The 21,818-nt window shown below is 56.1% G+C and carries 23 protein-coding genes and 1 tRNA gene; 17 read left to right on the top strand and 7 right to left on the bottom strand.

Features of this window, described 5'->3' with window-relative positions:
• The first annotated feature begins 245 nt into the window (after positions 1-245).
• The 10 genes from ACJ8QF_RS20730 to ACJ8QF_RS20685 all read left to right on the top strand — a co-directional run bounded on the left by ACJ8QF_RS20730 (position 246) and on the right by ACJ8QF_RS20685 (position 9,232).
• Positions 246-806 carry a fimbrial protein gene (locus tag ACJ8QF_RS20730; RefSeq protein ID WP_442537824.1) on the top strand — a complete coding sequence of 187 codons (561 nt, stop codon included), beginning with the start codon at positions 246-248 and terminating at the stop codon, positions 804-806.
• Between the two features lie 86 nt (positions 807-892).
• Positions 893-1,438 (top strand): fimbrial protein, encoded by a 546-nt coding sequence (locus ACJ8QF_RS20725; RefSeq protein WP_131164185.1) that lies wholly within the window; start codon positions 893-895, stop codon positions 1,436-1,438.
• Between the two features lie 29 nt (positions 1,439-1,467).
• Positions 1,468-3,999: an outer membrane usher protein gene (locus tag ACJ8QF_RS20720; RefSeq protein ID WP_442537823.1), complete on the top strand. Its 2,532-nt coding sequence runs from the start codon at positions 1,468-1,470 to the stop codon at positions 3,997-3,999.
• Positions 4,000-4,052: 53 nt separating this feature from the next.
• Positions 4,053-4,802: a fimbria/pilus periplasmic chaperone gene (locus tag ACJ8QF_RS20715; RefSeq protein ID WP_442537822.1), complete on the top strand. Its 750-nt coding sequence runs from the start codon at positions 4,053-4,055 to the stop codon at positions 4,800-4,802.
• Between the two features lie 49 nt (positions 4,803-4,851).
• Positions 4,852-5,466, top strand: a complete 615-nt coding sequence (locus tag ACJ8QF_RS20710) for a fimbrial protein (RefSeq protein WP_442537821.1) — start codon at positions 4,852-4,854, stop codon at positions 5,464-5,466.
• Positions 5,459-6,046 (top strand): fimbrial protein, encoded by a 588-nt coding sequence (locus tag ACJ8QF_RS20705; RefSeq protein ID WP_442537820.1) that lies wholly within the window; start codon positions 5,459-5,461, stop codon positions 6,044-6,046. Before ACJ8QF_RS20710 ends, ACJ8QF_RS20705 begins: the two co-directional genes overlap by 8 nt.
• Positions 6,047-6,059: 13 nt before the next feature.
• A complete protein-coding gene (locus ACJ8QF_RS20700; RefSeq protein WP_442537819.1) occupies positions 6,060-6,590 on the top strand; it encodes a fimbrial protein in 531 nt (176 codons plus the stop codon).
• Positions 6,591-6,792: 202 nt separating this feature from the next.
• Positions 6,793-7,773 carry an MrpH family fimbial adhesin gene (locus tag ACJ8QF_RS20695; RefSeq protein ID WP_442537818.1) on the top strand — a complete coding sequence of 327 codons (981 nt, stop codon included), beginning with the start codon at positions 6,793-6,795 and terminating at the stop codon, positions 7,771-7,773.
• A gap of 140 nt (positions 7,774-7,913) precedes the next feature.
• On the top strand, positions 7,914-8,441 hold the full coding sequence (locus ACJ8QF_RS20690; RefSeq protein ID WP_442537817.1) for a helix-turn-helix transcriptional regulator: 528 nt from the start codon (positions 7,914-7,916) through the stop codon (positions 8,439-8,441).
• Positions 8,442-8,944: 503 nt separating this feature from the next.
• On the top strand, positions 8,945-9,232 hold the full coding sequence (locus ACJ8QF_RS20685) for a hypothetical protein (RefSeq protein ID WP_442537816.1): 288 nt from the start codon (positions 8,945-8,947) through the stop codon (positions 9,230-9,232).
• 84 nt (positions 9,233-9,316) lie between these two features.
• Here the strand turns inward: ACJ8QF_RS20685 and ACJ8QF_RS20680 are convergent, their stop codons facing one another.
• Positions 9,317-9,943 (bottom strand): helix-turn-helix transcriptional regulator, encoded by a 627-nt coding sequence (locus ACJ8QF_RS20680; protein WP_004929586.1) that lies wholly within the window; start codon positions 9,941-9,943, stop codon positions 9,317-9,319.
• Between the two features lie 310 nt (positions 9,944-10,253).
• Between ACJ8QF_RS20680 and ACJ8QF_RS20675 the strand changes: the two genes are divergently transcribed.
• From ACJ8QF_RS20675 to ACJ8QF_RS20655, 5 genes are all read left to right on the top strand, one after another.
• On the top strand, positions 10,254-11,528 hold the full coding sequence (locus tag ACJ8QF_RS20675; protein ID WP_442537815.1) for a cation:dicarboxylate symporter family transporter: 1,275 nt from the start codon (positions 10,254-10,256) through the stop codon (positions 11,526-11,528).
• Positions 11,529-11,582: 54 nt separating this feature from the next.
• A complete protein-coding gene (locus ACJ8QF_RS20670; protein ID WP_442537814.1) occupies positions 11,583-11,972 on the top strand; it encodes a RidA family protein in 390 nt (129 codons plus the stop codon).
• Positions 11,973-11,993: 21 nt separating this feature from the next.
• Entirely contained in the window at positions 11,994-12,965 is a 972-nt protein-coding gene (locus ACJ8QF_RS20665; protein ID WP_442537813.1) for a threo-3-hydroxy-L-aspartate ammonia-lyase, read from the top strand.
• Between the two features lie 26 nt (positions 12,966-12,991).
• Positions 12,992-13,498 (top strand): YbaK/prolyl-tRNA synthetase associated domain-containing protein, encoded by a 507-nt coding sequence (locus tag ACJ8QF_RS20660; RefSeq protein ID WP_442537812.1) that lies wholly within the window; start codon positions 12,992-12,994, stop codon positions 13,496-13,498.
• 119 nt (positions 13,499-13,617) lie between these two features.
• Positions 13,618-14,040: a hypothetical protein gene (locus ACJ8QF_RS20655; protein WP_442537811.1), complete on the top strand. Its 423-nt coding sequence runs from the start codon at positions 13,618-13,620 to the stop codon at positions 14,038-14,040.
• 553 nt (positions 14,041-14,593) lie between these two features.
• Here ACJ8QF_RS20655 and ACJ8QF_RS20650 read toward each other — a convergent pair.
• From ACJ8QF_RS20650 to aspA, 6 genes are all read right to left on the bottom strand, one after another.
• Positions 14,594-14,669 (bottom strand) — tRNA-Phe (locus ACJ8QF_RS20650).
• 160 nt (positions 14,670-14,829) lie between these two features.
• Entirely contained in the window at positions 14,830-15,405 is a 576-nt protein-coding gene (dicD, locus tag ACJ8QF_RS20645) for a division control transcriptional repressor DicD (protein ID WP_280631021.1), read from the bottom strand.
• A 39-nt stretch (positions 15,406-15,444) separates the two neighbouring features.
• Complete coding sequence (locus ACJ8QF_RS20640; RefSeq protein ID WP_442537810.1) at positions 15,445-17,163, bottom strand: protein-disulfide reductase DsbD; 1,719 nt, start codon at positions 17,161-17,163, stop codon at positions 15,445-15,447.
• A complete protein-coding gene (gene cutA, locus ACJ8QF_RS20635) occupies positions 17,139-17,462 on the bottom strand; it encodes a divalent cation tolerance protein CutA (protein WP_442537809.1) in 324 nt (107 codons plus the stop codon). The genes ACJ8QF_RS20640 and cutA overlap by 25 nt, the downstream gene beginning before the upstream one ends.
• Before the next feature lie 109 nt (positions 17,463-17,571).
• Positions 17,572-18,873, bottom strand: a complete 1,302-nt coding sequence (locus tag ACJ8QF_RS20630) for an anaerobic C4-dicarboxylate transporter (protein WP_442537808.1) — start codon at positions 18,871-18,873, stop codon at positions 17,572-17,574.
• Between the two features lie 125 nt (positions 18,874-18,998).
• Positions 18,999-20,435 (bottom strand): aspartate ammonia-lyase, encoded by a 1,437-nt coding sequence (aspA, locus tag ACJ8QF_RS20625; RefSeq protein ID WP_004929659.1) that lies wholly within the window; start codon positions 20,433-20,435, stop codon positions 18,999-19,001.
• A gap of 368 nt (positions 20,436-20,803) precedes the next feature.
• Between aspA and ACJ8QF_RS20620 the strand changes: the two genes are divergently transcribed.
• Together ACJ8QF_RS20620 and ACJ8QF_RS20615 are read left to right on the top strand one after the other, a co-directional pair.
• Positions 20,804-21,292 (top strand): FxsA family protein, encoded by a 489-nt coding sequence (locus ACJ8QF_RS20620; RefSeq protein WP_197836448.1) that lies wholly within the window; start codon positions 20,804-20,806, stop codon positions 21,290-21,292.
• A gap of 189 nt (positions 21,293-21,481) precedes the next feature.
• The gene (locus tag ACJ8QF_RS20615) at positions 21,482-21,775 is read left to right on the top strand and encodes a co-chaperone GroES (RefSeq protein WP_004929661.1); all 294 of its coding nucleotides are present in this window, start codon (positions 21,482-21,484) and stop codon (positions 21,773-21,775) included.
• The last annotated feature ends 43 nt before the right edge of the window (positions 21,776-21,818 follow it).

The following is a 21,818-nucleotide window of genomic DNA, read 5'->3' as shown; positions in this document are numbered from 1 at the left end:
TTTGTATTTTTGCGACATAACATTTTATTTTCGTGCGATGGAGGGTAGATTTGTTGCCACTGATACGGAGCGTGAAAATGCCGCGTGTCAGCAAGAAAAGCGATGTTCCGACAATTAGATGGCTAACTCTAACTGAGTAAGATAATGACCAGGTGCAAACACAAGGAGTTGCCTGCGACTTAATCGGACTAATTAATTGTCATTTATTACAACCTCATGCTTACTAAGGAATGTAAGGGATTATTATGAAACTGAATAAAATCATGATGGCAGCGGTATTGGCTTTTGGCGTTTCTTCCATGATGGCACAGGCGGCAAATCAGGGTAGCGGTACTGTCACTTTCACGGGTGAAATCATTGATGCGCCATGCTCTATTGCACCGGGCAGCATCGATCAAACCGTACCGCTGGGTCAGATTTCCAACCTGAGCCTGAAAGACGGCCGCGAGTCTGAAGTAAAAGAGCCGTTCAGCATTAAGTTGGAAGACTGCTCTAATACTACGACAAAAACCGTCAAGACAACCTTTACCGGTGAAGCCGGTGGTTCCGCCGGCACCGATAAGAAGATGATTGCACTGGGCAGCGGCAGCACCGCCAAAGGTGCGAGCATTGTGATCACCGATACCCTTAATTCTAACGCCGTTGTAGAGCTGGGCACAGCGACCACCGGGCAGAAGATCGAAATTGGTGATACTGGTGCCGAACTGGCATTCAAAGCCTTCCTGAAAGGGAACGGCGGTGCTCTGGATACCATCACTCCAGGTGCATTCACCAGCGTGGTTAACTTCGCGCTGAGCTACCAGTAATAGTTTTAATTCAGTGATGCCAGCATGCGGGCGGGCCCGCATGCTTTTTTCTCCTGATGGATTCATATTCGCAAGGAATAACGTATATGGCCCCCATTGGCAAAAATAGAATGGCGCCTTCCCTATTGGCCGTGCTTTTTATTACTCAGACGATGCCGGCAGCGGCCTCGGTTATTGGCTGGGGAAGAGTCAATATGGAAGGCGCTATTGTTAACGCAGCCTGCGCAATTGAATCGGCAAGCCGCGATCAAACTATAGACATGAAAAGTTTGCCGATAGAGCAAATATCTCGCGATGGGCACGGATTAACTCGCCCTTTTACTGTGCAATTGGTGAATTGCGGGCTGTCTGGCGATGATACTGGTATTTCTGGTCGCCAGCATTTCCGCATGATATTTGATGGGCACGCAGAAGGTAAAAACTTCGGTGTGATAGGGGATGCCCGCGGCGTTGCATTGCGAATTGCCGATAGTATTGGTAAAGAGGTTAATCCCGGGGTGCCAGTGTCGATAGAAAATACTCTAACAAAAGATTATAGATTGAATTATTCAATGCAGCTGGTGGCTAACCGCCAGGTATTACGTGCAGGGGATTACCGCTCCGCCATTCGTTTTAAATTGGATTATTACTGATTATAAATAAGTCAAAGGTTGGCGGAATCATGGATGCGAAAAAATTTAAATCGGGAGCGCTCCCGTTAAGCTTGTTAGGGATATGCATTTCGTTGGCCCTGTGCAGTCTGGCGTTTCCGTTACGTGCAGATGATGCGATTCAATTCAACACCGACATTCTGGATATAAACGATAGGAAAAATATCGATCTCAGCCGCTTTTCCACCGGTGCTTACATTATGCCGGGTACGTACAACATGACGGTATTGATGAACAAGCAGGCATTGGATGAACAGCCTGTCACCTTCTATCAGCCGGAAAACGATCCTAAAGACAGCGTGGCCTGCATTTCACCGCAGTTGGTCGAGCAATTGGGTTTTAAAGCAGAATTTCTCAAGCAGCTGCGCTGGTGGCACAACGAGCAGTGTCTGGATCTTGCCAGCCTCAACGGCATCGAAGCCCGGGGCGATCTGGCGGCTTCGGCGCTGTACCTGAACATCCCGCAGGCCTATCTGGAATATTCCTCGCCGGACTGGGATCCGCCGGCGCGCTGGGATAACGGCATTCCCGGCCTGTTGTTGGACTACAACCTGAATGGCCAGGCACAGAGCAACAGAAATGGCGGCGGGCAGACGCAGCGGCTGGGCGGCAATGGTGCGGTGGGCGCCAACCTCGGCGCCTGGCGGCTACGTGCCGACTGGCAGACTAGCCTGAGCCATCAGACCGGCTCGGGCCAGTCGAGCCAGAAGTCGTTTGACTGGAGCCGTTACTACGCCTTCCGCGCTCTGCCGAAGCTGGGTGCGCGCCTGGCGCTGGGTGAAGACTATCTGCAGACCAACCTGTTCGATAGCTTCCGCTTTACCGGCCTCAGCCTGATATCGGACGACAACATGCTGCCACCCAACCTGCGCGGTTATGCACCGGAGGTGACGGGTATCGCCAAAACCAACGCCAAGGTCACGATCAGCCAGCAGGGGCGGGTGCTGTACGAGGCGCAGGTCGCCGCCGGGCCATTCCGTATCCAGGATCTGAGCGATTCGGTAATGGGCAAGCTGGATGTGAAAGTAGAAGAACAGGATGGCAGCGTGCAGCAGTTTCAGGTGGATACCGCCAACATCCCTTACCTGACCCGCCCTGGCATGGTGCGTTACAAACTCGCCGGTGGCCGGCCGTCGAACTGGGAACATAACCTGCAAGGGCCAGCCTTTGCGGCCGGTGAGTTCTCTTGGGGGGTGAGCAACGGTTGGTCCTTGTATGGCGGGGCTATCGCCGCGGGCGATTACAACGCGCTGTCTCTGGGGCTGGGGCGCGATCTGCTGGCGTTTGGCGCGTTGTCGTTCGACAGCACGCAGTCACGGGCCAGGTTGCCGAGCGAAGACGGCACCAAAAGCGGCGGCTCATACCGCCTGAGCTATTCGAAAAGCTTTGACGAATACGACAGTCAGGTCACCTTCGCCGGTTACCGTTTCTCGGTGCAGGACTTTATGACCATGAGCGAATACCTGGATGCGCGCTATCACGGCATGCAGAACGGCAAAAGCCGGGAGATGTACACCATCACCTTTAACAAGCAGTTCCGCGATCTGGGGGTCAGCGCCTATCTCAACTATGACCACCAGACCTATTGGGATAAACCAACCAGTGAACGCTACAGCCTGGCGGTGTCACGCTATTTTGACCTGGGCTCGTTCAGGAATATGAGCGCGTCGTTAACCGCTTATCGCAATAAAGCCCAGAGGGCCAATGACGACGGCATGTATCTGAGCCTGTCGGTGCCGTGGGGGGTGAATGCCAACCTCAGCTACAGCAGCGCGTGGAACCGCAACAACAACAGCCAGCGGGTGGGGTATTACAGCCGGCTGGATGAGCACAATAACTATCAGCTGAGCGCCGGCAGCTCGCGCAGCGGCGAATCCGCCAGCGGCTTCTACAGCCACGATAGCGACATTGCCAAGATTGACGCCAACGTGAGCTATCAGGGCGGCCAGTACAGCTCAATCGGCATGGGCCTGCAGGGCGGCGCCACGCTCACTGCCAAGGGCGCGGCATTGCACCGCAACGGCGCCTTTGGCGGTACGCGCCTGATGCTGGACACCGACGGCGTAGCCGGGGTGCCGGTGCGCGGCTTTGGCGCTACTACCCGCACCAACATGTTCGGCAAAGCGGTGGTGGCGGACGTCAGCAGTTATTACCGCAGCCGGGCTAGCATCGATCTGACCAACCTGGCGGACGATGCAGAGGCGACCCAGTCGATGGTGCAGGCGACGCTCACCGAGGGTGCGATTGGCTACCGGCGCTTCAATGTGATTTCCGGGCAAAAAGCTATGGCGGTGATTCGCCTGGCGGACGGCAGCACGCCTCCGTTTGGCGCCGAGGTATTCAACCGCCGCAAGCAGCAAACCGGGATAGTGAACGATGGCGGCAGCGTGTACCTGAGCGGTATTCGCGCCGAGGAACAAATGACGGTGCATTGGGAAGGGAAAGCGCAATGTGAGATTGACCTGCCGGCGGTGCGCGCGGATGTCGCTTTGAGCGACCTGCTGCTGCCGTGCCGGCCGGTGACCGCGGCGCAGGAAGGCTAAGCCGTACCCTTGAAAACCAGTAAGTGCAACTTTGACCAAATGGGACCTTTTTTATGCGAAACAACACTGTAAAAACGCTTTCGGTAGCCGGCCTGCTGACAGCCACCTTACTGAGCGGCCAGGCGCAGGCCGCCATTGCGCTGGATCGCACCCGCGTGATTTTAAACGGCGGCGATAGCGCGGCCAGCATGACCATCAGTAATAAAAATACTCAGCTGCCGTATTTGGCGCAGGGCTGGCTGGAGAATGAGCAGGGTGAGAAGATCACCAGCCCATTGATCGTGCTGCCGCCGGTGCAGCGCGTGGAGCCGGGCGCGCAAAGCCAGGTCAAGGTACAGGCGTTGCCGAGTATTAAGGTGCTGCCGCAGGATCGCGAGAGCCTGTTCTATTTTAACCTGCGCGAGATCCCGCCAAAGAGTAGCAAGGCCAACACGCTGCAGATCGCTCTGCAGACGCGCATCAAGCTGTTCTATCGCCCGGCGGCGATAGTGCCGAACAAAAACAGTGCGTTCGCTCCGTGGCAGGAACAGCTGACCCTGACGCGCCAGGGTGATGGCTTTAAGGTCAACAACCCGACCCCGTATTACATCACGCTGGTTGATGCACGCAGCAGCAAGAACGGCAAGACCGCCGCCGGCTTTGAGCCGCTGATGGTACCGCCGAAGGGCAACATCGCGTTGGGGGCTTCGGGCCTGGGCAATGCACCGGTGCTGACCTACATCAATGACTACGGCGGCCGCCCGGAGTTGACCTTCAAGTGTGGCGCTGGCGATTGCCAGGTGGTGCCTGAGAAGCAAGGATAATCGGAGCCGGCAGCGGTGCTCCGCTAGTTGAAGCGGCAGGGGAAAAGCAATGGAAAGGAATGGCGTGGGCTACGGCAGCCAAAGAAAAGGCATTTTAACGCGACGGGCAGGCCGGGCGGCAGCGCTGGCACTGGCGCTGATGGCGAATGCCAACGTTCAGGCAGCGCCAGGCAATAGCGGCGTGCTGTTTGTGCATGGCGCCCTCACCGAAGGCGCTTGTCGGCTGGAAATGTCATCGGCCTATCAGGATATCTGGTTGGGCGATACCACCACCGGCAGCCTGAGCATGCCCGGCAGCCGCGCAGAACCGGTGGCATTCCAGCTGCGGTTGCGTGACTGTATGCGCATGGGGGCGGCGATCAGAGACCCGCGCTTGGGTTATCGGCTATGGGATGCCTACCAGCCGGCGGTGACGGTAAGCTTCAGCGCCCCGGCCGATGCGGATAACCCGCAGTTGGTGCAGGTACAGGGCGCCAACGGCCTGGGGCTGCGCGTGTTGGATGCCGGTAAACAGGACGTTCGGTTGGGTAGCCGCAGCCGGCCGCAGCTGCTGGCGCTGGGCGATAACGGTCTGCAGTTCTATGTGATGGCGGAACGCACCCGCGCGCCTTTGCTGGCGGGGGCCTACCGCGCCGCGATTGATTTTCGGATGAACTATGACTGAGGTAGACGCAATGGAAACTCTATGGCGAGCCAGGCTGCAAACCGGCGCAGAATATCTGCGCCTGGGGTGTGGGCTGGCGGCTACCGCCACCGCTGCCTCGGCGTTAACCCTGCTGGCGGTGCTGCTCATTGGCCAACCCGCTCAAGCCGCCACGGTGGGCGTAACGGTCAAAGGCGTAGTGATCGCCAAACCGAAGTGTGAAATTAACGGCGGCAACGACATTGACGTGCCCTTCGGCGAGCTGAAGATCGCAGATATTGACGGCGTTAACTATGGCAAAAAAAAGATCCCCTATCGGGTAGTCTGCCATGGCGATACTTCCGGCATGAATGGGTATATGAAGATTAAATTGCAGGGCACTAGCCCGAACTTTGGCGACGGCTTGCTACGCACTGACAAGGATGACTTGGCGATCAAGCTGCTGTTTCAAAATACCCAGCAGCTAAAGTTGAATGAATGGCTGAATTTTTATTATCCCAATCTGCCGGAGCTGCACGCCGTACCGATAAAACACAGCGGCGCCACTTTGCGCGGCGGGGACTTTTCCGGTTCCGCCACATTGCTCGTAGAAGTTCAATAATAAGGAGATGAAAATGAAGATAATGAATATGGAAAAAATGAATATGGTGCGTGGCTCAGGCTTGGCCGCAATGCTCTGCGCAGGTTTACTGACCATGGGGGGGGCTGCGCAAGCGGTAAATGTAAAGTTTACCGGAAAATTGGTCGAGCAACCAATTTGTACGCTGAATGATGGCAAAGATATTAGCGTGGATTTTGCCAACGTAGCCATCAATAAAATTGATGGCATCGCGTACAAAAAAATGGAAATTCCGTATAGCGTATCTTGTAACGGCGGTTCTGCGGGATACGGTGATCTGAAAGTCAAACTGGGTTTTGCGCCGGTGTCTTGGGGGGATGGCAAACCGCTGCAGTCAAGCGTCGGCAATCTTGGTTTGCGCATTACGCAAGGTACAGGCGACACGACTTACGTCAGCGATACCAAATTGATCATTGATGCCGCCAACCCGACTAAGCTTTACGCGGTGCCAATTGCACGGCCAGGGAGCATGCTGGTGGGAATTGATTTCACCGGAACTGCCACGTTAACGGCGGAATATGAATAGCAACGCTTTCTGCAGTTGGCTGGAATACGCTTAGTTGCAGGAATAGAGGTTTCAGCATTCAACTATTAAGAAGCTAATGCCCTACCTAGCCTTAATTTTGATAGGTAAGGTGTTTGCGTTTAAGCCAAAGCCTCTCTGTTTTTTATGCACGACTTATAGTGAGTCTTATTTTTTTATATGTAAATAATTTTAAAGGGTGCTTATGATTCGCTACAAATCGGGTTTTAAAAATAAACTTCTATGGATGAAACGTACTTTTTTTACCTCATTCTTGCTTGTTTTTTTTGTCTGTAAAGCAAGCGCTAGCATGGTTTGGGAGACAGTCAAGGCGCCAATAATTGATGGCCAGATTCACTCTGCGAATTCTTCTGGCGCAGGTAGCACAGGCCGACTTGTAAGCGTTGATTTTAATGATCAAACACCGAGCCCTTGTTTTAATCCCACTAATACAGTGGGATGCATAATAACTGTTGGGGTGTTTACCAATCTGGGGACTTTAAGTGCGCCCTATTACTATGTAGGTACAAACGGTTCCCCCTCGATAAGTAGTGGGCTGCATCCTGCGTTAAAGAAGGCGCGTACAATGGGGGAATTGTATTCCTATCTAAGGCAAGTAGGAACGCCTATGGTTGAAGTTGGATTTAGCCCGTTCGGCTATCCACGTCCGGGCTGGTATTGTGATCCGGGGATAAGCCCATTAGCTAACTGTGTTATTAAGACTCGATGGGAGGCCTATTCGAAGGTGTGTTATGCGCTGGTTTACGCGCACGCGTCAACTTCATATTATGCGTCTTTACCAGGGCAAAATTGTATTGGCCCGACTCCACCAAATAATGAGTGCAACATTGATGCGGGGGCGGCAATACTGAATCATGGGCAATTAGGTACTGACGAAGTTAATGGCCATAAGAAAAAAGAAAGCGTTAGGCTTTCTTGTTCTTACCCAGCCAACGCAAATATTTCTGTGGTGAGCAATAATGCCAGTGAGAAAATAGAGTTAAAAGCCGACGGGAGTCTTTTCTCGACCGTCACTATCGATGGAGTTCCCGGTATCACTGGCAAGAAAATCAACATTCCTACTGGTGGGGTCCTTATTGATCTGGAATCTACCTTGCACACTGCCGGGAATGTTGAAGAGGGGCCGTTCAGCGGTAATGCCATACTTATTATAAACTCATATTGATTGTGTGGGTTTTACTCGATCGGCCAGAATAAGACGGTCGATTATCCTTGAATTTATTTTTTTGGCCGTTAATAACGGTAAGCGAAAGTGTCCTTTAATTTTGTAGGGCTTATCGGTATATGGTTTTTTTTGAGGCAAAGATGAAGGTTATCAATATTATCATCAATGATGACAATCGTTTTTTTTCTGCTGGTCTGAAAAGTAGTTTAAATAAGTATGCCCAAGTCAATAATAAGGTACTTTGTTTTTTAAATCAGGATGCTATAGCCCGACCTGATGTGATATTCGTTTCATCAAGGCGAAGCGCAGCGCATGGAAATGGGGGGGCGCCTGTCGTCATGATAAAGGAAAGGCCGATTATTTCCCATGAAGCTTCCCGCGTGCTGTATCGAACGGATAGCCTTGATAAATTGTTTGTACTGTTGTCCGAAATACTAAGTGATATCAGAGCTACAAGTCGGTTTGAATATCAGCCTTTAACCCGGCGCGAACGGCAGGTGGTGAACTATCTTCGCAATGGGTTCGATCAGTCGCAAACCGCCAGGCTGTTAGGGGTCAGCGTAAAAACCGTGCACAGTCATAAACGATCGGTTATGCGCAAGTTGATGTTAAGCCGGAATCATGAGTTTATTTACTGGCTGTTGTCCCAGGAGGGAGAACATTCTTAACCTTGATGAGGGATACTCTAATTCTTCTTTTTTGTTATTCTGACACCCCCTGTTATTTTTAATTCTAATGAAATGGCTATGTGTTTTTTTTAATATATTAATGGCGTGAATGTTAAATTTAAAAAGAGAGTTCACAAGCACGTCACACAGGTTGTGAAAAAATACTATAGGTTTATTAATGGCTATTTATCGATGAGCGGGGGTTAGCCCTGTTTTTTTTGGCTCGTAACGCGCTATGGCTTATGAGTTATGAAAAACTATTTATCAAGTGAATGTTATATTTTGTGTGGTGCCGAGATGTACCCAGGGAAGGTAAAGTGAGTCTTTTTTTTCTGGCGATACTGCTGTTTTTTCTGAGCCTGTATGCATTTTTCAAACATGAACAGCGTATGAGGAAAAGACGGCTGATGATAGGTGAAAGAGAGGGATTAACTGCAGCAGGGAATGGATAAATGGTCTGAAGTACGAGAAATCAAGTCAGGTAATTCAATAAGGAAAAGGCAATGATAAGTAAGAAAATTGCATTACTGAGCTGCGCACTGCTGATGTGTTCGCCGCTGGCCCAGGCAGGTTTGGTGATTGAAGGCGGCATTAATGGCAATACCGGCAGCGGCGGCAACACGTCCGTTGACGTGAGTATTAACGGCAGCACCAGCGGCAGCAACGGTACCGGCGTCAACATCGGCGATGCGCAAAAACCGGCGTCCACTGCCAGCCAGCGGCAAAAAGATATCTATGCGTCAATTTGCGCCAGCCCGTTTATGAAGAAATATGCTTCGATTTGCCAGTGAGGCATGAGTCTAAACTCGCCGTACTGGCGGGTTTTGTATTAATAATGCCTGAGTAACGCAAGCGGGGCTGAAGGTGCCGCCTTTTCACTCTTCTTTCGCATAGAGATACACCGAAGCGCGGGAAACGCCGAGGTGCTGCGCCACAATCTCCATCGCCTTTTTCACCTCGAGCAGGCCTTGCTCCCTCAGTTCCTGAATCAACCGCTTTCTCTCCGGCGTTTTCAGCGCGCGCGGCGTGGTGGCGTGGCGTGCGGCGAAGCGATCGATACGGTTGCGGATGGCCTCCGCGCCGCTGGGCTCCAGGTGTTCCGTCACCGCGCCGGCCGCCGTTTGCGTGAACTGCGCCAGCGCGCTTTGCATGCCGCGGAACAGCGTCATATCAACGTTCAAACAGAGTGCGGCGACGTAGTCGCCCTGCGCATTCTTGATGCCGATCGAGGTGCTTTTCGCCGGGCGGCCATCGGCGAACTGGTTGCCGTAGTTGGCGATCACGCTGGGAAACTCCGCCGAAGCGATGCGAGCCAGGCCAAGTTCCGTCGCCGCCTGGCCGACTTCTCGTCCGGACAGGTTGTTGTGGATTGCCAAAATGGCGTGTTCGGGATTTTGCAGATCGTGAACCACCACTTCGCAAAATGGCGCGAAGGTGGCGCTCAGCCCCTCGGCAATCACATTCAACTGGGATAACAGCAAATTTTCCGGCACTTCAGGCATAGGGCACTCCGATCACTTTCTTGGCGGCGTTGGCTCATTTCGAGCCAGATGAAGAACATACCACAAGTGCGGCGCACGGCGGTTTTCATCTGGCGCCTGGCGGCACTAAAAATGATCCTGCTCCCAATTCTGCACTTCCCGATTGGCATTTGGCCGTCGCGCAGGTATATAACATCATTATTGGACTTATTTTCTAATTTTAGATTATTTGTTTTAAGTATGACAATGTTCGTGCGTTAAAAGCCGTATCGCACACACCGGGGTTTTTCAGCGCTAGCTTCAACGGCCCGCAAGGGCATGGAGAACAATAATGTCTGCAACTTCAGTCGTCGGTTCTGCACGAAAACCTTTTTATTACACGTTGACCTTTCAACTGGTATTGGGGCTGGTGGCCGGTGGCGCGCTGGGCCTGTTGTGGCCGCAAATCGGCGCTCAGCTCAATCCGCTGGCGGCGGCCTTCGTCAAACTGATCAAAATGGTGGCCGGCCTGATTGTGTTTCTCACCGTGGTAGCCGGTTTTGCGCAGGTTAAACGCGGTGCCGGCGTTGGCCGCCTGGGCATGATCTCGGTCTGTTATTTCGAAGTGGTCAGCACGTTGGCGCTGCTGATCGGCCTGGCGATGGGCAATCTGTTTGAGCCGGGCAAAGGGCTGGCCCTGCATGCTGATGCCGCCACGGCGCTTAAACCGGCGGAGCCCCTGCAAGGCGTGGACTTCGTGATGAGCATCATCCCGAAAACGGTGGTTGATGCGTTGGCCGGCGGTGTCATGCTGCAAATCTTGTTGGTGGCTCTGCTGTTTGGCTATGCGCTGTACGCAATGGGCGATAAAGGCAAGCCGGTGGTTGATTTGGTGAATCTGCTGACCGACGCCACCTTCAAAGTGGTCAATATCATCCTCAAGCTGGCACCCGTTGGCGTATTTGGCGCGGCGGCGTTCATGCTGGGCAAATACGGCATCGGCGCGCTGATGCCGGTGATGAAATTGGTGGGGCTGGTCTATCTGGGGTGTCTGTTCCTCATTGTGGTGGTGTTTTCCGTGGTGGCCTGGTTGACCCGTTTTAGCCTGTTCGGTTTCTTAAAACTCATCAGGGAAGAGCTGATCATCGCCTTTACCACCACTTCATCGGAAGCCGCCCTGCCTGGCCTGATGAAAAAACTTGAATCGGCCGGCTGCAGTAAAGCCACCGTCGGTTTTGTCGTGCCGACCGGTTACTCCTTGAATCTGGACGGCTCTTCAATCTACATGACGTTAGCGGCGCTGTTTATCGCTCAGGCCGCCGGTTTGGAGCTGAGCCTGGTGCAACAGACCGGTCTATTGATGGTGTTTCTGTTGACCTCGAAAGGCGTAGCCGGCGTGACGGGCGGCGCTTTTGTCACGCTGTCCGCTTCGCTGTTGATGTTTCCAGAGATACCGATGGAGGGGCTGGCGCTGATTCTCGGCGTGGATCGCTTGATGGATACCATGCGTACGTTGACCAACGTGGCCGGCAACGGCGTGGCGACCATGGCGATTTCTTACTGGCAGAAAGAGCGTGTGGGTTTTCAGGCGAGGCTGCCTGAAGCGGCTGCGCGCAAACCCGTCTGAATGCCGCCCTGCGCCGTTTCCGCAGGGCTTTTCGAACCTGTGCAAGGATTAAATATGAAGCATGATGTGGTTTACAACGCCGGCGGCGGCTTTCCTCTCGCCGGTCATTATTCACCCAGTTGCACGGCCAATGGGACGGTCTATATCTCTGGTCAATTGCCGATCGCCTTTTCCGGTGAGAGTCTGGCCGAAGAACCTTTCGCGCGGCAAGCCCGCCAGGTGCTGGCCAATCTGGATGCCTGCCTGGCAGGGGCCGGCGTCGGCCGCGCGCAGCTGGTTCAGGTGCGCGTCTATCTGACGGATATCGATTTGTGGCCGACCTTCAATGCGCTGTATGCCGAATGGATCGGCGAGTTTCGCCCAGCGCGCGCGGTGGCCGGCGTATCGCAACTGCATTATGGCGCCGCCGTGGAAGTGGAAGCCGTCGCGTTGGCCGCCCTTTAACCCTTACTGACAGGTAACGCTATGACCGATTTGATTTTACCCGTTTATGACGACGTGGCCGCCGCCGCCGCGCGCATCAAGGATTATGCTCACCGCACGCCGGTGCAGACTTCACGCACGGTTGACGACGATTTCGGCGCCAGCGTATTTTTCAAATGCGAGAACCTGCAGCGTATGGGCGCCTTTAAATTTCGCGGTGCGATGAATGCCTTGCTGCAGTTTTCTCCGGCGCAGCGCAAGGCCGGGGTCGTGGCCTTTTCTTCCGGTAATCATGCGCAGGCGATCGCGCTGGCCGCCAGGCTGCTCGACATTCCCGCCACGATCGTTATGCCGCACGACGCGCCGGCGGCCAAAGTGGCTGCGACGCGCGGCTATGGCGGCAAAGTGGTGGAGTACAACCGTTATCATGAAGATCGCGAGCAGATCGGCCGGGATCTGGCGCAGCAACAGGGATTAACGCTGATCCCGCCTTACGATCATCCACAGGTGATCGCCGGGCAGGGCACCGCGGCTAAAGAGCTGTTCGACGAGGTTGGCGAACTGGACGCGCTGTTCGTTTGTCTGGGCGGCGGCGGGTTGCTGGCCGGTTCTGCGCTCGCCGCGCGCCGGCTGTCGCCGGGTTGCCGAGTCTATGGCGTAGAGCCTGTGGCGGGCAATGACGGGCAGCAATCATTCCGTACCGGCCGCATAGTTCACATTGAGACGCCGCAGACCCTCGCCGATGGCGCGCAGACGCAGCACCTGGGCCAATATACTTTCCCGATTATCTGCCGGGACGTTGACGACATTCTGACGGTGACCGACGATGAGCTGATTAGCGCCATGCGCTTTTTCGCCGAACGAATGAAAATGGTGGTGGAGCCAACCGGCTGCCTGGGATTCGCCGCCGCCTGCGCGCAGAAATCGATGCTGCGGGGAAAACGCGTCGGTGTGATCATCAGCGGTGGCAACGTCGACATTCGCCGCTACGGCGAGTTGCTGGCAGGTCAATAGAAACAGGCAGGTGACGAGAGAGAACCATGGTGACAGACAAGACGGTATTTGAGCAGGTCGTGGCGTTGCTGAGCGCCGGAGAGGCCGCATTCCGGGTGATAGAACATCCGGCGGAGGGGCGCTGCGAAGCGGTGGCGGCGCTGCGCGGCACCGAACAGGGGCAGGGCGCCAAGGCTCTGGTGTGCCAAACGCGCATCGACGGCGGCAAGCATTACATTTTGGCGGTGCTGGCGGCGGATCGGCAGGCGGATCTGCAGCGGTTGGCGGCCGAGTTGGGCGGTAAAAAGGCGTCGTTGGTCAGCCCGGCGGAAATCGCGACCCTGACGGCCTGCGTGCCGGGGGCGATCCCGCCGTTCAGCTTCCACCCGCAGCTCAGGCTGGTGGCCGATCCGGAGCTGTTTGACCGTTACGATGAAATTGCGTTTAACGCGGGCGATTTGGAGCGCTCCGTGGTACTCAATGCGCAGGATTATCTGCGTATTGCGGCGCCTGAGTTTATTCATTTCGCGCGTACGGAGACGATGGCGGAGTGAGAAAAAGAGTGTCTGTTCAGACGATTTGAACAACAACGCTGAACCGCCGTTTACCGCCGGTTCAGCGTTGTTATGCTATATCCTTTGTTCGGAACCGCTGGCTGAACGAGAGACTGAGTTTGATCACCAATCCCCTATCCCGCAAAGAGTACGCAGTATGGATGTCGTTAACGATAGGGCTCAGCTTTGCGTGGCTAAATCTTTTAGAGCTCTATAACAACGACGCATTATTCTTTCAGAAATTGACGATTTCCGTCATCAATAACGTATCGTTCGCCGATGTCGTCGCCTCTTACCTGAGGCTGATACTGTATCTTCCTGTCGGGCTATTGGCGGTGGTGCTGACGCTGCTGTTTTGCGCCCGGCGACTATGTGACACCCGGTTCTTCGTGCTTGCCTGGCCGGTTTCGTTGGCGATCTTCTTTGTTTTTTGGTTTATCAACGTCGATTTTCCCGGACATCTCAATCTGGTGCTGGCCGCCAAATCCTGTGTGCTGGCGCTGATTGGGCTGATCCCGCCGAGTCAACGAAAGCCCGAATAATCGAACGCAGTTCGATGGAGAATCCGTACCCCAGAAAGCGAAAAACCCGCCATAGGCGGGTTCTTCTGAATAGGGTGCCCGGACTCGGACAACCGGCGCTGGCGCCGCGTTGAACAGCGCTTCAGCGCTGGCCCGCAGGGTGAGGCCCTTGGCCGAATAATCGAACGCAGTTCGATGGAGAGTCCGTATCCCAGAAAGCGAAAAACCCAGCCATAGGCTGGGTTCTCTAAATATGGTGCCCGGACTCGGACAACCGGCGCTGGCGCCGCGTTGAACAGTCCTTTAGCGCTGGCCCGCAGGGTGAGGCCTTTGGCCGAATAATCGAACGCAGTTCGATGGAGAGTCCAGTCCCTGAAAAGCAAAAACCCAGCCATAGGCTGGGTTCTCTAAATATGGTGCCCGGACTCGGACAACCGGCGCTGGCGCCGCGTTGAACAGCGCTTTAGCGCTGGCCCGCAGGGTGAGGCCTCTGGCCGAATAATCGAACGCAGTTCGATGGAGAGTCCTGTCTCTGAAAAGCAAAAACCCAGCCATAGGCTGGGTTCTCTAAATATGGTGCCCGGACTCGGAATCGAACCAAGGACACGGGGATTTTCAATCCCCTGCTCTACCGACTGAGCTATCCGGGCAACGGGCAGCATTAAACCGTATTGGCCGAAAGCCGTCAACGGCTTTATGCGTGAAAGACGCTAAAATGCCTCCGGTTGCTGGCTTTTCAGGCAAAGGGCGCAAAAAATGCGCCTGTTGGGGCTATCGCCTCGGGGTGGCGGCTTCACCAACCCTGCCGATTCAGCTCAGCGCCCCGTTGCGCCGGCACTGCGCCACCTGCAAGATGTCTTCCGCCAGCCGTTTGGCGACCGATACGTCATGGAGCTGGCGTTTTACCAGCAGTTTGCTCAGGCAACCTTCCTGAATCAGCTCCATTTGCTGCGCCACCATGTCGGCGTCGTCGGCGTCCATTTCACGCAGTAATTCGCGGGTCAGCTCCAGCGATGTCAGCTTTTGCTGCTCCGCCAGCTGGTGGATCGGGTGGTCCGTTTCCGGGAAGAAGCTGCAGGCGGCGATAAACAGGCAGCCGGGATAGCGGTCTTGCTGCACGTATTCTGCCAGCACGTCATAGCGCGCCAGCAGCTTTTGCTGCGGGCTCAGATTTTCGTCCAGCAGCAGCTGGCGGCGCCAGGTGTCGATCTGTTGGCCGTGGTAGCGCAGGCAGTCGTACAGCAGCGCTTCGCGATCCGGCCAGAACCGTTTGAGATCGCCGGGCTGAACGTCGAGTTTTTCCGCCAGCATCTCTAATGTGGCGGTCGCCAGGCCCTGTTGTTCCAACAGGCCCAGCGCGGTATCAAGGACGTGTTCACGTTGCACTTGTGCTTCCTCCCATTCGCTTCCGATCTTCAGTGTCAGTTATCGCATCACTTTCTGCAAATGCGCGTTGAAGGCTTCCGCCTTCATAAAACCGGTGACCCGCTGCACCGTCAGTTCCTGGCCCGCCGGATCGAAGAACAGGATCGTCGGCAGCCCCAGCACCTGCAGATGCTTCAGCAGCGCCGCCTGTTCCGCGCTGTTGGCGGTCACGTCCGCCTGCAGCAGCACCGCGTTGGCCAGGCTCGCCTGCACCGCCGCATCGCTGAAGGTGTATTTCTCGAACTCTTTACAGGCTACGCACCAGTCGGCGTACAGATCGAGCATCACCGGCTTGCCGCGTGCCTGTTGCAGCGCCAGATCGAGCTGTGCGACGTTGTTGATGCGGGTAAAGGACAGGTGTGGCTGAGCGGCCTGCTGCGCCTGGTCGGCGCCGAAAGCCCAGTCCTGCAGCGGCCGTGCGGCGATCACCGCCGCCGCCAGCAGCAGCAGTTGCAGGGCGCGAGCCCAGCCGCGCGCGCTTCTTAGGCTCAGGGCGAAGGCCCAACCGAAGAACGCCAGGCCGAGCAGGCTCCACAAACGCATGCCCCACAGATCGCCGATCACCCGCTCCAGCAGGAATACCGGCAGCGCCAGAATGACGAAGCCGAAGGCCTCTTTCACGTACTGCATCCACGGGCCGCTGCGCGGCAGCAGGCGGTTGCCGAACAGGGTGACGATCACCAGCGGAATGCCCATCCCCAGCGCGTACAGGTACAGCGTGCCGCCGCCTGCCCACAGATTGCCGCTCTGGGCGATATACAGCAGGATGGCGCTGAGCGGCGCGGTGGTGCAGGGCGAGCAAATCAACCCGGCCAGAGCGCCCATCAGGAACACGCCGGTCAGCGAGCCGCCGCGCTGGGTGTTGCTCCAGTTAGCCAGCCGGGTTTGCAGTGCGGAAGGCAGCTGCAGGGAATAGAGGCCGAACATCGACAGGGCCAGGGCGATGAACAGCACCGACAGGCCGATCAAGACATAAGGATGCTGCAGCGCCGCCTGGAACTGCAGGCCGGCGGCGGCCACCACCAACCCGAGCAGGGTATAGGTCAGCGCCATGCCCTGCACGTAAACCACCGCCAGCGCCAGAATGCGGCCGCTGCTTTGCGGCCGGTCGCGGCCGAGAATGATGCCTGAGATCAGCGGGTACATCGGCAGCACGCACGGCGTGAAGGCGATGCCGATGCCGATAAGCAATGCCCACAGCGGCGAAAACGGCAGGCTGGCCGGTGCGGCGGGCGCTTCAGCCGGTGCTGCGGTCGGGAGCGGGGCGGCAGCGCCGGCGCTGACCGCGTCCAGCGGGATGACCCGGGTTTCCGGCGGATAGCAGAAGCCGGCCTCGGCGCAGCCCTGATAGGTGACGCTGAGGCTGGCGTTGGCCGCTGCCTGTTGCAGCGGCACCTGCAGATTAAGCTGCTGCTTGAAGATGGCGACTTCGCCGAAGAACTCGTCCTTGTGGCTCAATCCTTCCGGCAGGGTAAAGGCGCCGAGCGTCGCCTGCTGTGGCACCAGTTTGATCTGCTGACGATACAGGTAATAGCCGGGGCGGATCTGCCAGTTCAGCGTTACCTGGTTGCCTTGCTGTTTGAAATCGAAAGCGAAGGCCCGATCGACGGGCACGAACTGGCTGCCGCCCGTCGGCGCGAACAGTGAAGCCTGCGCCGCCTGCGGCAGGAAGAACAGGCTGCACAGCAGCAAAATCAGTTTAATGAAGCGTTGATCCATAACAGGTAGTCTTTATCTCCGGCCATCACCGGCAATACCAGCAGCTCGGGTATCTGGTAGGGGTGATGTTGTTTCAGGGTGTCGAGCAGGGCCTGCTGACGGCGGCGATCGCTTTTGAACAGCATCTGCACCTCGTATTCCTGTTCCAGTTTCCCTTCCCAGTAATACAGCGAGGTGGCGCCGGGCAGCAGCGTGGCGCAGGCCGCCAGCTTATCGCCCAGGATCCGCGCCGCCAGTTCCTGGGCGCTGGCTTCATCGGGTGCGGTACAGAGTATGACGACAGCTTCGCAATCAGACATCTTCAGCCCTCTCATCGGTTCGAATGGGCACTATACCCTGAAGGCGGATTGGCTAGAAGGCGAGTTTATCGCCAGAAGGAAAACCGGGGCCGCAGCCCCGGTCGAAGCGTTACAGCATGACGCTGCCGAGCAGGAAGCCGAATACCACCGCGAAGATCACGCCCATGGTGCCGGGAATGAAGAACGGATGGTTGAACACGAAGCGGCCGATGCGCGTGGTGCCGGTATCGTCCATCTGCACCGCGGCGACCAGCGTCGGGTAGGTCGGCAGGATGAACAGGCCGGAAACGGCGGCGAAGGAGGCGACGGCGGTCAGCGGCGACACGTTCAGCGCCAGCGCCATCGGCATCAGCGCCTTGGCGGTGGCGGCCTGCGAGTACAGCAGCGCCGAGCAGAAGAAGAAGATCACCGCCAGCAGCCACGGGTGCGCCTGAATGACGCTGCCGGCCGTCTCTTTGATCCAGTCGATGTTGGCCTGCACGAAGGTATCGCCCAGCCAGGCGACGCCGAGGATACAGATACAGGCGCTCATGCCGGCCTTGAAGGTGCTGGAGTTCAGCACCATGTCGGTGTCGACGCGGCACAGCAGGGTGGTCAGCGTGGCGACGCTCAGCATGATGATCAGAATGGCGTTGGTGGTGTTCATCAGCGGCTTGGCCACCAGGCCCAGGCCCGGGCTGTTGATGATGGCGTAGGCCACCACGCACAGTACGCCCAGCAGGAACAGCAGCACCGAGGCTTTGGCGCGCGGTTTGATCGCCAGCGCGTTGTTGCCGCGCAGGGTGATCAGGCCCTCTTCCAGGCGTTTCAGGTAGACCGGATCGTTAGACAGCTTGGAGTCGAACAGCCAGGTCACCAGCAGCGACATCACCAGCACCGCGCAGAAGGTGGACGGGATCACCACCATCAGCAGGTGCAGGTAGCTGACGCCGTGGCCTTCCATCACCGAAGATATGTACACCACCGCGGCGGAGATCGGCGAGGCGGTGATGGCGATCTGGGCGGAGACCACGGCGGTCGACAGCGGCCGGCAAGGTTTGATGCCCTGTTCTTTCGCCACCTCGGCGATCACCGGCAGCGCCGAGAGCGAGATGTTGCCGGTGCCGGCGAAGATGGTCAGGAAGTAGGTGACGATAGGGGCGAGAATGGTGATATGTTTGGGGTTCTTGCGCAGCAGCTTTTCGGTCTGCTGCACCAGGTAGTCCATCCCCCCGGCGACCTGCATCGCGGAGATCGCCGCGATCACCGCCATGATGATGGAAATCACGTCGAAAGGGATGCTGCCCGGCTTGACGCCGATCAGCGCCAGGACCAGAACGCCCAACCCCCCCGCGAACCCGATACCGATACCGCCCAACCTGGCCCCTAAAAAGATGGCCAGCAGAACGATAACCAATTCCAAGGCTAGCATAGTGTTTACTCCTTAAAATGAGAGAAATTGAAAATCAAACGTTAAAATTTTGTGGGCGCCTAAAAGTAAAAAGGCACGCTATCCAGAGGATTTAGCGTGCCTTTCAGGGCTACCGGGTAGGTCTGTTATTGTTCATTTTCATCCGTATAGCGTTTGGCTTTATAGGCCGGGTGCATCAGGTTCTCCACGGAGAAGATGTCATCCAGCTCGGCTTCGGTCAGCAGGCCGCGTTCCAGCACCACTTCACGCACGCTCTTGCCGGTTTCGGCGCAGATCTTCCCGACGATGTCACCGTTATGGTGGCCGATGAACGGGTTCAGATAGGTGACGATACCGATCGAGTTGAAGACGTAGTGTTCGCAGACTTCTTTATTCGCGGTGATGCCGTTAATGCATTTTTCCAGCAGGTTGTAGCAGGCGTTGGTCAGGATGTGGATCGACTCGAACATCGCCTGGCCGATCACCGGCTCCATCACGTTCAACTGCAGCTGGCCCGCTTCGGCCGCCATGGTAACGCAAGTGTCGTTGCCAATCACCTTGAAACACACCTGATTGACCACTTCCGGCACCACCGGGTTCACTTTGGCCGGCATGATGGACGATCCCGCCTGCAGCTCCGGCAGGTTGATTTCGTTCAGGCCAGCGCGCGGGCCGGAGGAGAGCAGGCGCAGGTCGTTACAGATTTTGGACAGTTTCACCGCCAGGCGTTTGAGCGCACTGTGCACCATCACGTAGGCGCCGCAGTCGGAGGTGGCTTCGATCAGGTCTTCTGCCGGTACCACCGGCAGGCCGCTGACTTCCGCCAGTTTTTGCACCGCCAGCGGCTGGTAGCCTTCCGGGGTGTTGAGCGCGGTGCCGATGGCGGTGGCGCCCAGGTTCACTTCCAGCAGCAGCTCCGCGGTGCGGTGCAGGTTGCGGGTCTCTTCGTTCAGCAGCACGCTGAAGGCGTGGAATTCCTGGCCGAGGGTCATCGGCACCGCGTCCTGCAGCTGGGTGCGGCCCATTTTCAGGATGGTTTCGAACTCTTTCGCCTTGCGATCGAAGCCTTCGCGCAGCTGGTTGATGGCGTCGATCAGTTTCTGGTTGGAGGCGTACACCGCGATGCGGAACCCGGTCGGGTAGGCGTCGTTGGTGGACTGGCATTTATTGAGGTGATCGTTCGGATTCAGGTACTGGTATTCGCCTTTTTGGTGGCCCATCAGCTCCAGGCCAATGTTCGCCAGCACTTCGTTGGTGTTCATGTTCAGCGAGGTGCCCGCGCCGCCCTGGAATACGTCCACCGGGAACTGATCCATGCACTTGCCTTTATCCAGCACCTCGTCGCAGGCCTGGATGATCACGTCGGCGATTTTGCGCGGAATGGTTTTGAGTTCTTTGTTGGCCATCGCCGCGGCCTTTTTCACCATCACCATGCCGCGAACGAACTCGGGGACATCGCTGATTTTGCTGTTGCTGATGTAGAAGTTTTCAATCGCACGCAGAGTGTGAACTCCGTAGTAAGCGTCTGCGGGGACTTCACGTGTTCCTAACAGGTCTTCTTCGATACGAATGTTGTTTGACATGAGAACCTTCTCTATGTGTTGCTGCCGAATTAATAATTTGTCAGGTCAAGGCTAAAGGGCACAGCCTAAATTAATATTGCCGAAGGCTTGGGGCGTGAAACGATTAACCAAATCGCCCGTTGCTGCCCAGATCATATGCTGGTTGATAAGAAATGACTGAATCCAGATCACCTTATGGTGTTTAAGGATATGCCCTTTTCCGGTTCTGTGACTTCTTTCACGTTTGTGAACTTTAGCAATAAAAACCGGCTCTCGGTTGAAATGGTGGGGGGATGCCCTCATTGTAATAGCGTCGGCCGTTTACGGCCTCTTTTTTCGCGCCGTCGCCCCCGTGGCGGCCGCGCTTTACCTACCGATAGGAGAACCAGGTGCGCTGGTTACCGCTACTGCTGATATTTCTGCTGGCTTACATAGAAATATCCATCTTTATCAAAGTCGCCGCCGTGCTCGGCGTGGCTGTCACCCTGTTGCTGGTGGTGTTCAGCTCCTGCGTCGGCATTTCGCTGGTGCGCAATCAGGGCATGAAAACCTTCGTGCAGATGCAGCAAAAACTGGCGGCCGGCGAAAGCCCGGCGGCGGAAATGGTGAAAAGCGTTTCGCTGGTGCTGGCGGGCTTCCTGCTGCTGATTCCGGGCTTCTTCACCGACTTCCTCGGCCTGCTGCTGCTGCTGCCGCCGGTGCAAAAATCGCTGACGCTGAAGCTGATGCCGCATCTGTCGGTGTATCGCCCCGGCGGTTGGACGAGTGGTGACGCCGCCAACGGCAACACCTTTGACGGCGAATTCCAGCGCAAGGACGACGAGCGCCCGGTGCTGGAACACCGCCCGGACGAGGATCGCAAACCTCACGATCGTTAAGCAAACGCGGCCCAGGCCGCGTTTTTCATCTCTGCGGCACTCGCCGAACCAAAAATGCGAAATTTTTTTCGTTAGCCCCCTTGAAGGGGGCTGGAACGCCCCCATCTCAAATGCCACGAGGCCGGTAATAACAACCATCCGGTGTACAACCCTAAATCTGATAGAGACCTTCTTACAGGAGAGCGTTCAATGAGTATTCGTCCATTGCATGACCGCGTTATCGTCAAGCGCAAAGAAGTTGAATCAAAATCTGCTGGCGGCATCGTCCTGACTGGCTCTGCTGCGGGTAAATCCACTCGCGGTGAAGTGGTTGCAGTGGGTAAAGGGCGTGTGCTGGAAAACGGCAACATCCAACCGCTGGATGTGAAAGTTGGCGATATCGTGATTTTCAACGACGGCTACGGCGTGAAAGCAGAGAAGATCGACAATGAAGAAGTGTTGATCATGTCCGAAAGCGACATTCTGGCAATTGTTGAAGCGTAATTGCGCTTTATCTTCTGAACTGAACGAGTTGAAGGGAAATACC

Source organism: Serratia sp. CY81684 (assembly GCF_052166595.1).
GTDB lineage: Bacteria > Pseudomonadota > Gammaproteobacteria > Enterobacterales > Enterobacteriaceae > Serratia > Serratia nematodiphila.
Note: the sequence above shows the minus strand (reverse complement) of the source record. Positions and strands in the feature narration are given on the sequence as shown.

Excerpts from the sequence above, each read along its gene's own strand:
- ACJ8QF_RS20730 (WP_442537824.1), top strand. The coding sequence starts at position 246 with ATGAAACTGAATAAAATCATGATGGCAGCGGTATTGGCTTTTGGCGTT.
- ACJ8QF_RS20725 (WP_131164185.1), top strand. The coding sequence starts at position 893 with ATGGCCCCCATTGGCAAAAATAGAATGGCGCCTTCCCTATTGGCCGTG.
- ACJ8QF_RS20720 (WP_442537823.1), top strand. The coding sequence starts at position 1,468 with ATGGATGCGAAAAAATTTAAATCGGGAGCGCTCCCGTTAAGCTTGTTA.
- ACJ8QF_RS20715 (WP_442537822.1), top strand. The coding sequence starts at position 4,053 with ATGCGAAACAACACTGTAAAAACGCTTTCGGTAGCCGGCCTGCTGACA.
- ACJ8QF_RS20710 (WP_442537821.1), top strand. The coding sequence starts at position 4,852 with ATGGAAAGGAATGGCGTGGGCTACGGCAGCCAAAGAAAAGGCATTTTA.
- ACJ8QF_RS20705 (WP_442537820.1), top strand. The coding sequence starts at position 5,459 with ATGACTGAGGTAGACGCAATGGAAACTCTATGGCGAGCCAGGCTGCAA.
- ACJ8QF_RS20700 (WP_442537819.1), top strand. The coding sequence starts at position 6,060 with ATGAAGATAATGAATATGGAAAAAATGAATATGGTGCGTGGCTCAGGC.
- ACJ8QF_RS20695 (WP_442537818.1), top strand. The coding sequence starts at position 6,793 with ATGATTCGCTACAAATCGGGTTTTAAAAATAAACTTCTATGGATGAAA.
- ACJ8QF_RS20690 (WP_442537817.1), top strand. The coding sequence starts at position 7,914 with ATGAAGGTTATCAATATTATCATCAATGATGACAATCGTTTTTTTTCT.
- ACJ8QF_RS20685 (WP_442537816.1), top strand. The coding sequence starts at position 8,945 with ATGATAAGTAAGAAAATTGCATTACTGAGCTGCGCACTGCTGATGTGT.
- ACJ8QF_RS20680 (WP_004929586.1), bottom strand. The coding sequence starts at position 9,943 with ATGCCTGAAGTGCCGGAAAATTTGCTGTTATCCCAGTTGAATGTGATT.
- ACJ8QF_RS20675 (WP_442537815.1), top strand. The coding sequence starts at position 10,254 with ATGTCTGCAACTTCAGTCGTCGGTTCTGCACGAAAACCTTTTTATTAC.
- ACJ8QF_RS20670 (WP_442537814.1), top strand. The coding sequence starts at position 11,583 with ATGAAGCATGATGTGGTTTACAACGCCGGCGGCGGCTTTCCTCTCGCC.
- ACJ8QF_RS20665 (WP_442537813.1), top strand. The coding sequence starts at position 11,994 with ATGACCGATTTGATTTTACCCGTTTATGACGACGTGGCCGCCGCCGCC.
- ACJ8QF_RS20660 (WP_442537812.1), top strand. The coding sequence starts at position 12,992 with ATGGTGACAGACAAGACGGTATTTGAGCAGGTCGTGGCGTTGCTGAGC.
- ACJ8QF_RS20640 (WP_442537810.1), bottom strand. The coding sequence starts at position 17,163 with ATGGATCAACGCTTCATTAAACTGATTTTGCTGCTGTGCAGCCTGTTC.
- cutA (WP_442537809.1), bottom strand. The coding sequence starts at position 17,462 with ATGTCTGATTGCGAAGCTGTCGTCATACTCTGTACCGCACCCGATGAA.
- ACJ8QF_RS20630 (WP_442537808.1), bottom strand. The coding sequence starts at position 18,873 with ATGCTAGCCTTGGAATTGGTTATCGTTCTGCTGGCCATCTTTTTAGGG.
- aspA (WP_004929659.1), bottom strand. The coding sequence starts at position 20,435 with ATGTCAAACAACATTCGTATCGAAGAAGACCTGTTAGGAACACGTGAA.
- ACJ8QF_RS20615 (WP_004929661.1), top strand. The coding sequence starts at position 21,482 with ATGAGTATTCGTCCATTGCATGACCGCGTTATCGTCAAGCGCAAAGAA.